The sequence below is a fragment of the Vogesella alkaliphila genome (assembly GCF_014652475.1).
GTDB classification, from domain to species: Bacteria; Pseudomonadota; Gammaproteobacteria; order Burkholderiales; family Chromobacteriaceae; genus Vogesella; species Vogesella alkaliphila.
The window spans coordinates 77,150-91,354 of record NZ_BMYW01000003.1; the positions used below are offsets into that span (position 1 = coordinate 77,150).

Annotated in this window: 10 protein-coding genes; 5 read left to right on the top strand and 5 right to left on the bottom strand. The window is 46.4% G+C overall.

From position 1 onward, the window contains the following. The first annotated feature begins 42 nt into the window (after positions 1-42). From IE100_RS05905 to IE100_RS05915, 3 genes are read left to right on the top strand one after another with little or no spacing between them, the layout of a single operon-like run. Positions 43-759 (top strand): HNH endonuclease, encoded by a 717-nt coding sequence (locus IE100_RS05905; protein ID WP_076098194.1) that lies wholly within the window; start codon positions 43-45, stop codon positions 757-759. Continuing rightward, entirely contained in the window at positions 743-1,153 is a 411-nt protein-coding gene (locus tag IE100_RS05910; protein ID WP_189373188.1) for a hypothetical protein, read from the top strand. Before IE100_RS05905 ends, IE100_RS05910 begins: the two co-directional genes overlap by 17 nt. Then, positions 1,153-1,455 carry a hypothetical protein gene (locus tag IE100_RS05915; RefSeq protein ID WP_080965580.1) on the top strand — a complete coding sequence of 101 codons (303 nt, stop codon included), beginning with the start codon at positions 1,153-1,155 and terminating at the stop codon, positions 1,453-1,455. Before IE100_RS05910 ends, IE100_RS05915 begins: the two co-directional genes overlap by 1 nt. A 74-nt stretch (positions 1,456-1,529) precedes the next feature. Here the strand turns inward: IE100_RS05915 and IE100_RS05920 are convergent, their stop codons facing one another. The 5 genes from IE100_RS05920 to IE100_RS05940 all read right to left on the bottom strand — a co-directional run bounded on the left by IE100_RS05920 (position 1,530) and on the right by IE100_RS05940 (position 9,553). Further along, complete coding sequence (locus IE100_RS05920) at positions 1,530-3,992, bottom strand: hypothetical protein (protein ID WP_189373189.1); 2,463 nt, start codon at positions 3,990-3,992, stop codon at positions 1,530-1,532. Between the two features lie 88 nt (positions 3,993-4,080). Beyond that, complete coding sequence (locus IE100_RS05925; RefSeq protein WP_076098196.1) at positions 4,081-4,464, bottom strand: hypothetical protein; 384 nt, start codon at positions 4,462-4,464, stop codon at positions 4,081-4,083. Between the two features lie 12 nt (positions 4,465-4,476). After that, positions 4,477-6,483: an integrase gene (locus IE100_RS05930; RefSeq protein ID WP_189373190.1), complete on the bottom strand. Its 2,007-nt coding sequence runs from the start codon at positions 6,481-6,483 to the stop codon at positions 4,477-4,479. After that, entirely contained in the window at positions 6,480-8,189 is a 1,710-nt protein-coding gene (locus IE100_RS05935; protein ID WP_189373191.1) for a site-specific integrase, read from the bottom strand. Before IE100_RS05935 ends, IE100_RS05930 begins: the two co-directional genes overlap by 4 nt. Before the next feature lie 197 nt (positions 8,190-8,386). Continuing rightward, positions 8,387-9,553: a site-specific integrase gene (locus tag IE100_RS05940; protein WP_229800251.1), complete on the bottom strand. Its 1,167-nt coding sequence runs from the start codon at positions 9,551-9,553 to the stop codon at positions 8,387-8,389. A 397-nt stretch (positions 9,554-9,950) separates the two neighbouring features. Here IE100_RS05940 and IE100_RS05945 point away from each other — a divergent pair, with 397 nt between their 5' ends. Both IE100_RS05945 and IE100_RS05950 read left to right on the top strand, forming a co-directional pair. Further along, the gene (locus IE100_RS05945) at positions 9,951-12,293 is read left to right on the top strand and encodes an ATP-dependent endonuclease (RefSeq protein ID WP_189373193.1); all 2,343 of its coding nucleotides are present in this window, start codon (positions 9,951-9,953) and stop codon (positions 12,291-12,293) included. Beyond that, positions 12,290-14,164: a UvrD-helicase domain-containing protein gene (locus IE100_RS05950; protein ID WP_189373194.1), complete on the top strand. Its 1,875-nt coding sequence runs from the start codon at positions 12,290-12,292 to the stop codon at positions 14,162-14,164. The genes IE100_RS05945 and IE100_RS05950 overlap by 4 nt, the downstream gene beginning before the upstream one ends. Positions 14,165-14,205 lie beyond the last annotated feature (41 nt).

The window sequence follows — 14,205 nt, forward strand, 5'->3', positions numbered from 1 at the left end:
CTATGAATGACCAACTCTAGAGAGAGCGACAGACAATAACAAATGTCTATAACTTCAAAATCAACAAAGCTACTTTGGGCCGCTGCGGCCGGGAGATGTTCGTTTCCAGAATGTTGGGAAAGGCTTTGCACTCATGATACGGGGGGAGCAGCTCCCTATACTATTGGCGAAATGGCGCATATTTGTGGCGACCGTCCGGGCTCAAACCGTCATGATCCATCTCAATCAGATTTAGCCCGCGATGATTACTTAAACTTGATTCTCCTTTGCCCGACACATCACCGCCTTATTGACCGTCGGGAGAATGAGTCGGCTTATACCGTCGAGATGCTTCATGCAATGAAAGCCGCTCATGAAGCAAAGGTTTTGGAGAGATTAGATATTGATGCTAATCCTAGCAAGGTTAATATTGCGCGCCAGGTGCTTGTCCTGTTGATGGAGAACCGGGAGTCGTGGGTTCAATACGGCCCAGGTTCTGCGATTGCGCGACGGGAGCCGCACAATGAAGAAGTTCATGCAGTGTGGATTTCGGAGCGGTTGTCGGTCATAGTTCCGAATAACCGTAAGATTTCCGATATTCTAAAAATAAATAGACTAATCTTTAGTCCGGTAGAACAGGAGGCAATCTCGTCTTTCCTCATTCATACACGTAGCTATGAGCGCTGGGTGCAGGATGATATTTCATATAGTGCAGTAGTAAGATTTCCAACAGAGTTTGAAGCAATGATAAAAGGGGCTGCAGATGCCGGCGCACAGTGAGTTATTTCCTTGGCCGAGTTATTACGGACACTTTAATTTTTTTGAAGACCGTATGATGTCACATGACGACGTGAAATCTTTGGAAAGAATGGGCAATGGCCTATATGCCCTCCAAAGACAAAACGGGGAGACGCTCAGGATATTCATCTGTGAGTGTTACGCCTTTGGCGTCGCGGAATATTTGGAAGCTGTTGAAAATTTTGGTGCTTTAGACGCAGTTATTATAAATTCGGCCTGGTGTGGATATGGGCCCGAGACAAAGCGTTATTGCCGTGACAAAAGAGTTGGTCTGTTTTTTATTCGTGATTTTATGGCTGCACTCAATCGAAATGATTTTTGGAACTATTTAAATGAGGGCGAGCGAGAGCAGTTCGGAATGAGGGGATGGATATAATGGCACACGTCGTTGTCTACGGTTTTGGTTCGTTCTTTTTAAACAAAGCCGTAAGCAATGATGTTGACTTACTTCTTGTACACGAGGACATCAGTCCAGACTCCTGCGCCCTAGCGATCCTCTGTAAGAAATATCTTACACAAAGGGTAGATAAAGCTCATATCACCATCCTCTCAAAGACCGAAGAACTAGATTTGGGCTTTGTCGCGAAAGCACAAGCACACCGTATCAGTATCATTGAACATGAACACCTCGAAGATGGTATTAATGAGATAACCCAGCGCCTAAACATGCCATTATAAATGCTGGGTATTGCAATACCACGATATGCAAAAGAGGGCCGACCAGTTTTAATGGGCAGCCCTTGTGTTTAGAATCAGACCTCATGTCCGCTGAGGTGGGGGTTGCCGAACAAATGCAGAGCTGCCCAAGCACTTTCTAATGGGAATAGGTCTTTGATTCGGTGGTTGGCGTGAAGGGTCGCATCGACAATATTCTCGCCAGATCTAATTTTTTCCAGAAATACTTCGATCCAAGGTCCAGGAATTACAACGTTGAGGCTCCAAGCCGGTGCAATCACCGCTTCATAACCAGACATCAACAGGGTCTTGGCCAGAGTTTGAAAACTCCTCGCATAGAGGTCAGTATTTACATGGCCACCGTGGCAAACAAAAAGGATGGCAACTTTTCCACTGCCAAGTATATCTGTTGAGGTATATTTTTTATTGTTGCTGGGATACAAACCTGTAAATCCTCCGCTTTCTGCTCTTCCTCCATGACAAATAAACACCTTGATGTCTGTCTGGTGTTCGAACGTTGGGAGTAAACCATCTGCGTACGTGACATCACAATCGTCCAAATGATCCATCAGTCGGCTATGGGCTAAATGGATGGCGTTGTCATTCTCCGTAAGAGGGGCCCAGACAGAAATTTTTGAAGCATCAATCTTAGATGGGGTGCAGTTCAGTAAGTGATCAAGGGATAGTGGGTTGCATAGGGCTTGGGAAGGGCTGTCATCTGTGAGTTCGACTAACAAATTATGTGGAAAACAAGCCATGTCGATATCGCAAAGAACAAGAGTTTTCTTATCGCTATTTGGCAGGCTTAACTTGGGAAGTTGTTTTCGTATTTTTTCGCTTTCATCTCGCCAGATGTCTTCCCGTGTCATAAAAGGCCCTTGATTGGGTGGGCTATCGTTGAAAGCGAGGTTGGGTAGGTCGTTCTTCAGCCATGCATTGATTTGTGTTTTGCTGCAACCTGGAATATAGCCGTTGGAGATGAAGTGACCGTTATCGTAAAGCAGGTAATAGACACGATCTCCTTCGAAACCCAACCAGAGGTAGCGGATGGTTGGATGCTGGGCAAGCAGCTGTTCTACCTTTCCTATGTATTGCGAGCTCTTGCCCTTTGCGAGACTAAGGCTTGTATCATCGTGTCGAAGTAGGGTATGGCGAGGAAGCTTTTCGCTCAGCTCAAATGCTAAACCACCGTCCGATTTTACTTGGTGGCTTAAAAGTATCCCTTCGATATCACCATTGTTTAATGAGGTTTCCAATAGTCGAGATGCTGTAGCCTGAAGCAAGTTGACTTCAAAGATATGGTCGGCTTTATTACGGGTTTGGTGAAGCTTATCTAGCAAGTCGATGACATATTTCTTAGCATTAGGGCGCATTGGCAAAATTCTATCCCTAAGGGATTCTGCTTGTTCAATAGGCAGGATATTGTCAATATGCTTCTCCAGTTCTACCAAGGTAGTCTGGTTTGAAAACCGATCAGGGAAAAATGCTTTTAGGTTGCAAATGAGCGCTAGCCAAGGTACTGCCGAAGCTTCTCTGTATGCCTTAATCTTCTCTAAATGTTCTGTGGCGTACACATTTGCTGCTTTTAGTGCATTGAGAGGATTGCTGATTAATAGTAGATTAAAATAAGCCATGGCCGTCTTTTGTCGATCATAGTCATTCAAATCTTCAAGAGAATTGATTTTGTCATAAATGTGCACTGCCAAATCGATAAAACCGAAGTCTCGATAAAAAGAGAATGCAGCGGACAGCAGTCTGTAGTAGAAATATGTAGGAATGGAAGTCTTTGCCTTTAGGCTTGATACCAAAAGGCAAGCATGAAGTGCTGCATCAATGGGGTTTTTCTGCATAGTCGCTAGAGAGAAGCGGCAATAATGGCCATACTCCTGACAACCATCGGTATGTGCACATACCATAGCTTCTTCTGCATTATCCCGCGCGAGTTGATGATATCCGTCAAGAGATAACCGTTCTAAGAAGGCTCCAAACTGACAGTAAGTTTCGTAAATAAATATTGTCTCTCGATTTAAAGAGCGAGAGATGCCTAAGGCAGCAGCTATGGCCGAAATATCACCTCGCAAATTTTTCTCGTCCAATGGGACAAGGGCAGCGTCATTCAAGAATTCTTTAATCCAAGGGCGAACATCTTTAGCGGACCAAGGCTTTATGTCGGGTAATTGAAATGAGAGAATGCGCATTTCATGCTTGGGTTGAAGCGCTAAGCAATGCTTGTACAGGTTAAGAAAGTCGTCTTGGCCAAGCGTTGAATCTTGTTCTGTAGCAGGTGTGTCCAATATTAATCTGTGAACAAGCTTGAAATTCTCTTCAAAAATGGAAATGAGAAAAGGTAGACATCGAGTGCCCTGCTCATGCAATATTTGTGATAGCTGCGCGTGGGCGGACCGGAAAGTTTCAATCTCCATAGCATTTAGTTGTGCTATGGTAGACGTCAGTAGCGTGAGTAGCTCCTCTTCCTGATTAATTCCTGTTTCGAAATGGGTATCAAATAAATTTTTGAGATCTAACAGTGATATTCTCATATAGAAATCCACATTTTTGCGTGTCTAGAAGTTTTTATCATTCCATCACCAACCCATCAGCGATGCTGTCAAATTTAACCTGCGATGGTTATAACTTAGGGCGAAGTGGAATAACATTGGAGCCTGTAAATTGAGCTAATTGCTTCTTTACCTCATATAGCTCGTATAGCAATGAAACTTCCCGCGCGAGGGCAGCCTCCAGTTCGACTCTATACTGGTTTGCAGAAAGTTTGGCTTTGTCCAATTTTTCTTTATGAAGGCAGGTGCCTTTAGATTGTTCTTCTGCTGCAGAATCAATTGCCCGAATCAAGTCAGAAAAAATTGAACGAGACTTCTTTATGCTGCCTTTCCCTCGTCCAGCCTCTAAGGAAACAGCATCTTTCGTAATCTTGGTGCCTTTGGGTACATTGATGGGGCGGCCTAGTTTAAGTCGATCCAAGGCCTCAAAGTAATCAGCTAATGGTTGAGTCATTCGTAATATACCTCATTGTGCCTGAAGCACTGCGTCGCGGGCAGCCACAAGCAGTTCTAAATCAGCCTTTTCAGTGCGGTATTCGATTGTACTTAGGTCCAGAGCTTTAACCATTTTGTCTTGGGCGGCAATGACCCTCTCCAGCTTGGTTAGGTTGCCAACCAAATTTCGGCAGTTATCTCTCAAACAATCCACATGTAACCAATTTAAGGCCGGTTGATCACACTCGCCTACCTTAGTACATCCGCCAATAGGTGTTTCCCTATAGCTGATCTCACCTTTTCTAAAGCGACGCAGTGTGGTTTCACGATCAGCCAATAATACACCTTCAGAATCTTTAAGTCGGTGTTCGACCCAGTTTGCATGTCCACCAAAGAGAATGTCATTTGATAAAAGGACGTTCAATACATAGCTTAACGCTGCGGATTCAGGTTGTGCCTGCTGCCACTCTAAGCCGAAGTGCTCTTTATCATCACCGATGAAATTTTCTGCAAAAGATGACCCTTTGGCGTAATAGCGAGACATCTCATTGGTAATATGTTGTAACTGTCTACGAAGTGACGGAAGTGAGACAAAGCCAGACCTCTGAGCATATAAAGCTAAGGAGCGGCGTAGTTGGTGAGAGGTAAATAACCATGGTTTACCGAGCTGAAATTTTTCTTCAGATCGCCATGCGCGGTGAGGATCAATATGCTCTAACTCGCGAATATCAGCATCTTCAATAATCGGCTCAAGACGTTTGCGCAGTGCTTTCATGCGCTCCAAAAAGATAGAGCCAGTACGAAAGCGATTGCCTTCTGGTTTTAACGTACCCCCTGCAAAGGCAAGGTAGGCTACTGAAACAAATAGAGGGTGGTCAGTTGTGCGACCTTCTGTTTTCTGTGGGGTAACTCCAAACACACCAAAGATAGTATCTGCTATTTGTTGGGCAAGTTTGATCGCTCGATACCCATCATGATTCGTCACCCAATGGGTACGTTTAACCCTACCATTATTGAGCTTTGTAGTTCGCCCTAAAACGATGTAATGAGATTTACCATTAATTACAGTTTCTTCGAGACAGTGGTAGGGTAGCGACAGTGCCTCATCATCTCGCATGCCTGTAAATGTTTGGATAGTCAGTTTGATGGCTGTCTGAATCTCACAAATAAGTGCAGATAAGTTTTTAAGATTTGGGTGGCGAGATTTAGCTGCAAAGTAATTTAGGCAGCTTATGGAAGCTATTTGAGAAAAATTGGGAAGGAGGCTTTTTTCTACACCTTGCTTCTTAGCTATTTGTACCTGCTTGAGAGAACTTCTTCCCAGGCGAGGATCTTTACCACAGGCATTAAGTATAGATAGTACATCATCTGAAACTGCCTCCCATTCTGTTAACTCTTGGAGTAGGAGTGTAATTATCCGCGAATAAATTCGTGTTGGAATTGGGGCGTGCTGCTTAAGAGTGGTGCGGTATTGTTGGCCCAGCATGCGTATTGTTTTGAGTTGCGTATCCCCTACGATATTAAAACCAAGGTGTTCATTGCCAAGCCTAGCTAATGATGGCAGTAGAGATCCAAGGGCTTGGATTGCCCAGCCTGAACAGCGGGTCTCAATAAATATCCAGAGATGTTTTTCGTCGATTAAGATGTCCCGGATCTGGCAAGATACATCTTCAGCATACTTAGCTAGTGCTCTGATTATCGTAAGATAGTTCTGCAGTGTTCCGAGACTAAGCGGGGCCCCGTGGCGTACCCATATCAATATAAATATTAGGTAGCGTATCTCATGAGTAAGTTGCTTACGAGCATCGGTAAATTCTCCCGAATTCCAATAACAAAAGTTTAAAGTGTTGGGCTGTCCTTCTGGGTGGTATGCTGATAGGTCCCAAGCTAATTGACCATAAGTGGAAGCAACGGATCCATCCCTGTTGCGACTGACTACAAAATCATCGGGTGGTAAAGTTCCTGGCGATCCATCATATATGTCGGGCAAAATAGAGCCAACGGGCAAGTCCAGTTTTGGTTCAAACACTATATTCATGAGGCTAGTCCAAGCTCCATTAGCATTTCTAATTTGCGGGCCCAATATTGGTCTAACTCGCCATCTTCTTCAACTTCTTTGGTTACCCTAAGCACTAAATCTTTATCATGGAGTGATATTTCGGAAAGAGTTTTCTCAATTTTCTTAAAAATAGGATCTAACCTGGTTTGGATAAACTCATCACTTCCAGCGAATAGCATGGTAAGCTGAAGGCAGTATCGGCAACTTATCAACTTTCTTGTATCTTTTTCATCTGCGTGTACTCTATATTTGTCGCAAAAGAAGCAGCCTTCTGGCCCTTTGCAATCAGGTTGAATAGGAGCTCCTTTGGCACTGTTCGGAGTTCCATAAGAAGAACAGTAGCCAACTGCACGGTCAATTCCACCTTCAATAACCTGCCCTTTATCAATCACAGTTTCTGAAACTCTATCGAGAAAACCAGTCAACTCTTCTATGTGTGAAGTTTCTGATCCCGCAGCATAATGTGAAAGTACAGTTTTCTCGGTGTTTTGAAGCACAAGCGCTGTTGTTGACGGGTCAGTGTTCCTAATTAACCAGTCGCTTTTAGCCGCCCGCCATTGTCGGGGCATTACTACCGGCAGATCCGGGTCGATACGCTGAAGTGTCTGGTAAATATTATAAGGGCCACTGATCTTTAATTCTGCTGGGAGACCTTTTCCATTTATTCCCAATGTGAAAAATAGCCAAGCACAAGATTGACCACTAAGAACAAAATTGCGAAGCTCTAAGTATCGCTTGAATCTTGGCATGAATGATACGGGAAGTTCAAAGGCTATCGCCTTGCTGCCCGCGCGGCATTTAATCGTTCTGAAAATCTGATGAGTGGCACTGATATCATATTCGTTAGCCCATGGCAGGGTGACTATTTGTGCCCAATTCATTCCTGTTTGTGCTAAGAACAGTAAGATAAAAACATTTAGCGCAATCAAGCCTAGACGTTGCCGCTGAGTATGGTTTTTGTCAACGTTGGCCCTATGAAGTTGTCGTTTCGAACAATTAATGATGTTTTGGGCTGCTTGCTTATTGCCCGTAAATCCTTTCGCCGCCAGTAATTCTTGCACCGTGACTACACGCCCTTCACTATAGTTGTACCCTCGACTCCATTTGATATCTTCATCAAGCAACTTTTTTCGCGGCACAAACCACACTGTCGTTGGGAATATCCATAAAGAATTGTCTGGGTAATCTAAATAATCAGGCACAGCTAGCGCATGGGGATAGGATTTCTTTTCCAATATAAAGGATGCTAAACCATCAAACATCATCTCGCACAATGTCAATATTCTCGCCTGAGAATTTTGGCTTGGTGGGGTGGTTGCTTCCCTTGCAGCTGGATTCTTACGAAGTAGGTTGATGCCATGCGTAAGATTGTCTACTTGTAAAAATCGTTCTAGGAAAGTAATGACCGTGCTTTGTTGGCGAGCAGCACCATTTATTGATATGGAGTTAGTTAATACTCGCTCACGGAGATGCCTGATATAGGCCTGAACTACAGGCCGGGCAGTTTCTGCGCTACTCAAGACATCATAGAAACCATTTGTGTCTGCCCAATACATAAAGACAAGGAAGCGTGTTGCATAGTCTCGTACTGTTTCAGTACGTCTCCCACTGTGCTTTAAATCGTCTGAAATATGATTTATTAGGGCAAGAACGTGTTTTGCACGTTCTGTTGAAAGTGAATCCAAATCTACTTTCCGGCCTTCCGATTGCCTTCGAGAGTCTTGGAGTAATTTTGGTGTCGATTCGCGGTGTAGATAGCAGAGGGATCCAAAATCAGTCGATTTCCTATTCGGAAAACGTAGGATGGCCGACTCTGGTCTGAGGATTGCCGTATCCTTGGGAAGAGGCATGTCATAAATGACAGTTGGCCGCCTCGATAAAATCATTGGATATCCCTCAAGGCTAGTTCCGCTAACTGGCGAAGGTGATTGCTGTAGGCAGCAGTAGCGGCTCGGACTAGTTTGAGGTTTTTGCGGTATTGCAGATAGCGATCTGTTGTTGCAGACGACTCATGGCACATTCGGTTTTTCACAAACTCTCGAGCTTCATGCAAAGTAACCTCTCCCTTTGACACCAGTCCTAACTGCGCATCCGTCAGATTCATCCCAAACGTGGCTCGGGTATCGTGAAATTGGTAGCTGAAGCCTGGAGTGTTGTACTTCTCACGAATAAACGGGATGACGCGCTCTGTTATGAATTGCCTAACGCCTTGTCCCGCTTTGGCGTGCCGGATGCTTGCCGACGCATTGAAGGTTTGTGACCCTGCTTTGGATTGGTACAAGGGGGTACCTCTTATGCTGAGGAAGAGATATTGATCCTCGGTATCTCCACCTACCGCGCGATGCCGTCGTCTCCTAGCTCGCTCGCTCTGAGCATAGGTTCGCAACATTTGATAAAACCAGACAGGAATGTGTAGGACTAGCTGCTTGTCGTTTTTTGTGTCGATACCTGTGCCAGGGCCGACAGGGAACCGCAGTTCAAAGGGATGGGGTTCATCCAGCTCCAAAAGCACATGTCGCACACGGAAAGTAAGGATAGTTTGGATTCGGGCACCGGTGAGTAGTGCAAATAGATGAATCAGAGTCATCTCTGTATTACTTAGGGATATGAGCGCTTCTAAGAGCCAAGCCTGCTCATCCTGTGACAGAGGGCGCAGTTTGCCGCCATCATCGATAGTCCCTGCGTAGGGATCATCTTGCTTTGCGATGTGAAGAGAAACATCTGTTGTCGTAACGCGCTTTGAAAACTTAAAGCCGTGAGTGTCTTTCAGTTCAATGTAGCGATCTGACGCTTTCCAAGGGGAATACTCTGGAGCCAGAACGCCTTCGCTTATCAACCATGCGTAAAACGAAATGACTGCACTCATACGGCGCTTCGCTGTGCTACTAGCAATTTCGCCTGCGGCGATAGCGAGTTTGAGATGTCCGCTGTAGCGGTAGGTCGGCCTGCTTAGTTTGTGAGCAGGAAAGTGCATCCAGTCGATGCCGGCTTCATCAAGGTACCGCCGGTAGGCAGCCAAGTCGTCTGCGATGCTGGAGTACGTTGACATGGCGGGGGCCTGGCTATCCTTTATGCGCGAGAGCAGATAGACATTCGCCTCGGCCCAAGGTGCTCCCTCTGTATCCAATACTAAGGGGAACAGATTGAACTGGACCCTAGATGGTATGGAGCTGTCGTTCAGTCTCCTACCAACGTGTGCTTCTTCCTGCCTGGGACGGACGAAGTAAGCTTCGTGCGGGGAGTTTCTAGGCAGTCTGATCCGGATGGCTCCATCCTCTGTTGCCTCGGCAATCTCTGTAACCAGCAGGGAGGGGAGCAGAATTTTTCTGGCGCGTCTTGTCATTTCTGAGTTTGTTAGTGATTTCGCATCGGCAACGAGTCAACCGATCGGATAATTGCATCAGCATAACGCAGGTGGTAGGGTTTTGCGGAAAGGGGGGGCACAAATGCATATCCAGCATATTGAGGTTGGTAACTTCAGGAAACTCCAGTCTGTCCGCATCGATTTCTCTGAAGAGACAACGATCTTTGTCGGGGCAAACAATAGTGGCAAGACTTCGGCCATGATCGCCTTGAGGCGCTTTCTCGTTGATCGGTCAGATTTCTCCATTCACGACTTCACCCTCACTCATTGGGCAAAGATTGATGCGGCTGCAGTTGGTTGGGAGCAACCCGTCTTAGGTAAAGAGTCCGAGCCATTTGATTGGGGTGTGGTTCTGCCTTTTATTGATGTCTGGCTTAGTGTGCCTGTGCATGAGCTTCACTACGTCCAAAAGCTCCTACCAACCCTGGACTGGGACGGGGAGTGTATTGGGGTCAGACTGCGTTATGAGCCCAAGGATATACAAGCCCTCAAGCATGAGTATCTAACGGCGAAGGCCGCTGCTGAGGCTGTAATGTCCAGTGCATATGAACAGGAATCTCTGGCCCACGAATCCACGTCGGAAGTTACGGCTGCTGAAGCCAAGAAAGAAGGCTCTGATTTCGCACTGTGGCCGCGCACGATGATGGACTTTTTATCACGACGTATGCGTGCGACATTCGAAGTCCGTGCCTACCTGTTGGATCCTGCGAATCTTGTTGTGCCGAAGGATGGTTTAGCCAGCCCCCAAATCTTGCCAGTTGATAGCGAACCACTCGAGGGCGACCCTTTTAAGGGGCTCATACGTATCGATGAAATCAGTGCGCAGCGTGGATTCGGGCACTCACCGCGAAAAGCGTTGCGTGAAGAGGATGCGGCTGATGATCAAGGCGAACAGAGAACTGGCAAGAAGCTGTCATCTCAATTGCGGTCATACTACACGCAGCACCTCGATCCGTTCGACACGCCTGAGCCGAAGGATCTTCAAGCATTGCAAGCCTTACATGCAGCACAAACTGCTTTTGGCAAGCGCCTCGCGGATAGCTTCTCCGTGGCACTTGGGGAGCTTGAGGATCTTGGATATCCCGGGGTGACAGATCCTAAGCTTATTGTTACCCCTAACATCAAGCCCGTTGATGGCTTGAACCATCCGTCTGCAGTGCATTATGAAGTTCCAACCTACCTCGCTGAAAAGGGAGACGCTCACCGTTTGCCTGAGGATTCAAACGGGCTTGGTTATCAGAATCTTGTCTCTATTGTGTTTGCGTTAATGAGCTTTCGCGACAAGTGGATGAAGGTGGGTAAAGCTGGTCGTACCATGCAGGATGAGGAGGCTCGAATACCTCCGCTGCATCTTGTGCTGATTGAAGAGCCGGAGGCGCACCTGCACGCACAGGTTCAGCAAGTCTTTATCAAACAGGCCTACGACGTACTGCGAAAACACGATTCCCTCAAAGGTTCGAAAGATTTGAGGACGCAGCTTATCGTCAGTACACATTCCAGCCATCTTGCACACGAAGCTGATTTTGCGTCGTTGCGATACTTCCGCAGGCTTCCTGCTCCGGCAACTACTGGTGCGGTACCTGTGTCGTCTGTTGTGAATCTGTCTGAGATTTTTGGAAATAAAGATAAAACGGAACGCTTCGTTAGGCGCTACCTGAAGGCAACGCATTGCGATCTGTTTTTCGCAGATGGAGCTATTCTGGTTGAAGGCCCCGCTGAGCGAATTCTTGTTCCCCATCTCGTGCGCGCTCGTGAAGATTATGACTATCTTGAGCGCTGCTACATCACATGGCTTGAGATTGGGGGTAGTCATGCTCACCGACTGAAGTCCTTGCTGCTTCACCTCGGGCTTAATACGCTGATCATCACTGATATCGATGCGAAGGATGGGGTAACTGGAAAAAAAGTTGCGATTCCGAAGCGTGGAGCTGGCCTCAAAGCCCGCAATGAGACCTTGAAAGCCTGGATTCCAGCCGAGGAATCGTTCGATGCCCTTCTTGATAAGAAACATGAAGAGATCGTCTTTAACGATCCAAGTGGTTATGCGATTAGGGTGGCCTACCAGCAACCGATTTCGGTTACCTATAAAGCGAAGGAGCCAGTTGAGGCGCTGGCGAACACATTCGAAGACGCCTTGGTCTACGAGAACATGACCCTATTTGAAACGATGGATGGGGCTGGACTTATTGCAAAATTCCGTGATGCAATTGCAGATAGTCCTAATCTTGATGCGCTTGCCAAGGAACTAGAAAACGCCCTATCTGATGGTAGCAAGGCCAAATTTGCGCTTGATCTCATGTATAGCGACGAAATCGACAGTTTGAAGATGCCAACATACATTCACAACGGGCTTATTTGGCTAGCTGAGCAATTGAAGCGTAAAGAAGAGGGTACGACCGGCAAGTCGACAGAGGTGGCAGCATGACAAGTAATCAGGATGCTATTGTCGGTGGTGATATTGATAGTTCAGTCGATGCAGAGATTGCCGACTGTCTCGACTTATCTTCCCCGCGCAGTTTTTTCCTATTTGCCGGAGCGGGCTCTGGTAAGACACGATCACTCGTCACTGCACTCGAGCACATTCAGAAGCATCTAAGTAACCGGTTGAAAAAGAAGGGGCAACGAGTCGGCGTCATCACTTACACAAATGCAGCCAGTGATGAGATAAAACGGCGCCTGCTATTTGATCCTCTAATTGATGTAAGGACTATCCACAGTTTCGCTTGGTCATTGATAGAAGGCTTGAATCACGATATTCGTGAATGGCTGCGAACTGAGCTTTCCACTGATATCAAAATACTACGAGCCGAAGAAGAGAGGGGGCGTAAAGGGACCAAAGCCTCTGCAACGCGCTTAAGCAAAATCGAATCAAAAACTAAACGTCTTCAAAACCTCGACAAAGTAAAGCGTTTTGTTTATAGCCCAATAGGGGATAATCGAGGAAGGGACGCACTAAATCACGCGGAAGTTCTTCAACTGACCTCTTATTTTCTGAAGGCAAAACCAGCAATGCAAAGCATTCTGGTGGGACGGTATCCAATTCTCCTAATAGATGAAAGCCAGGATACTAATAAAAATCTGATCGATGCACTGTTTGCCGTTGAAGCTGCGCAGAAAGGTAAATTCGTCTTGGGCCTGATTGGCGACATGATGCAGCGAATCTATAGCGATGGCAAAGATGGCCTTGGTAAAGAGTTGCCCTCAAATTGGGCTACTCCTGGCAAGAAGCTCAATTATCGGTGCCCGAAACGCATTGTGACCTTGATCAACAAAGTCAGAAGTTCAGCCGATACGCAACAACAGGAACCACGCTCCGATGCCATTGAGGGCGTTGTCCGCCTATTTATCTTACCTAGTGGTACGTCGGATAAGGCGACTACAGAGCGTGCTATTGCCCGGAGTATGAGCAAGGTCACCGGCGACGAAAAATGGAATGAGCCAAAAGCGATCAAGACTTTGACGCTTGAACATCGCATGGCTGCTTCCAGGATGGGCTTCCTTGATATTTTTGTTCCGCTCTACGAAGTTGAGAGCTGGCGAACAAGCTTTCTTGAAGGAACACTCCCTGTGTCACGCTTCTTTACGGAAGAGGTGTATCCGCTCATTAGGGCGAAACAATCAGGGGACCGTTTTGCAATTGCTAACATCACCAAAGCCTTTTCACCGTTGTTGACTGCTGAAGCGCTGAGGGCTGCGGAAGACAAGCAGAGGCATCTACAAAAAGTTTCTGCTGCAATCGACGAATTAATGACATTGTGGAAGGACGGTGCCGACCCTACACTTTTGCAAGTTTTACGATGTATCGGTCAAAGTAATTTATTGGCGATTCCTGACCGTTTGCGAATGTATGGATCTTCTGATCAATGCCTGGAGAAAATTATGTCGAGTGACGAGGAGAGCGAATCCGACCGGCAAACAGAACAGGCTGTAGCAATCGAAAATTTTCTAAAAGCACCTTTTTCTCAGATAGAGCCATTCGCGAATTATATAGCTGGTAGAGCGCACTTTGACACACATCAGGGAGTGAAAGGGCTCGAGTTTGATCGAGTAATGGTCATCATGGATGATGAAGAGGCCAGAGGGTTTCTCTTCAAATATGAGGACCTGTTCGGCGGTAAAGCGACCGGAGATAAGACGGTGGAAGGAACGAGACGTCTGTTCTATGTGACGTGTAGTCGAGCCAAGCAGAGCCTTGCACTTGTCGCCTATACAGGCTCACCTGATCGAGTCCGCCGTTTTGTGTTACAGCAAGAATGGTTTAGTGAGGATGAGGTCGTCACTGAAATTCCAAGCTAATTGCCTATCGCAGTGTTGCTATAAACAAAGGCTAGGCCTTA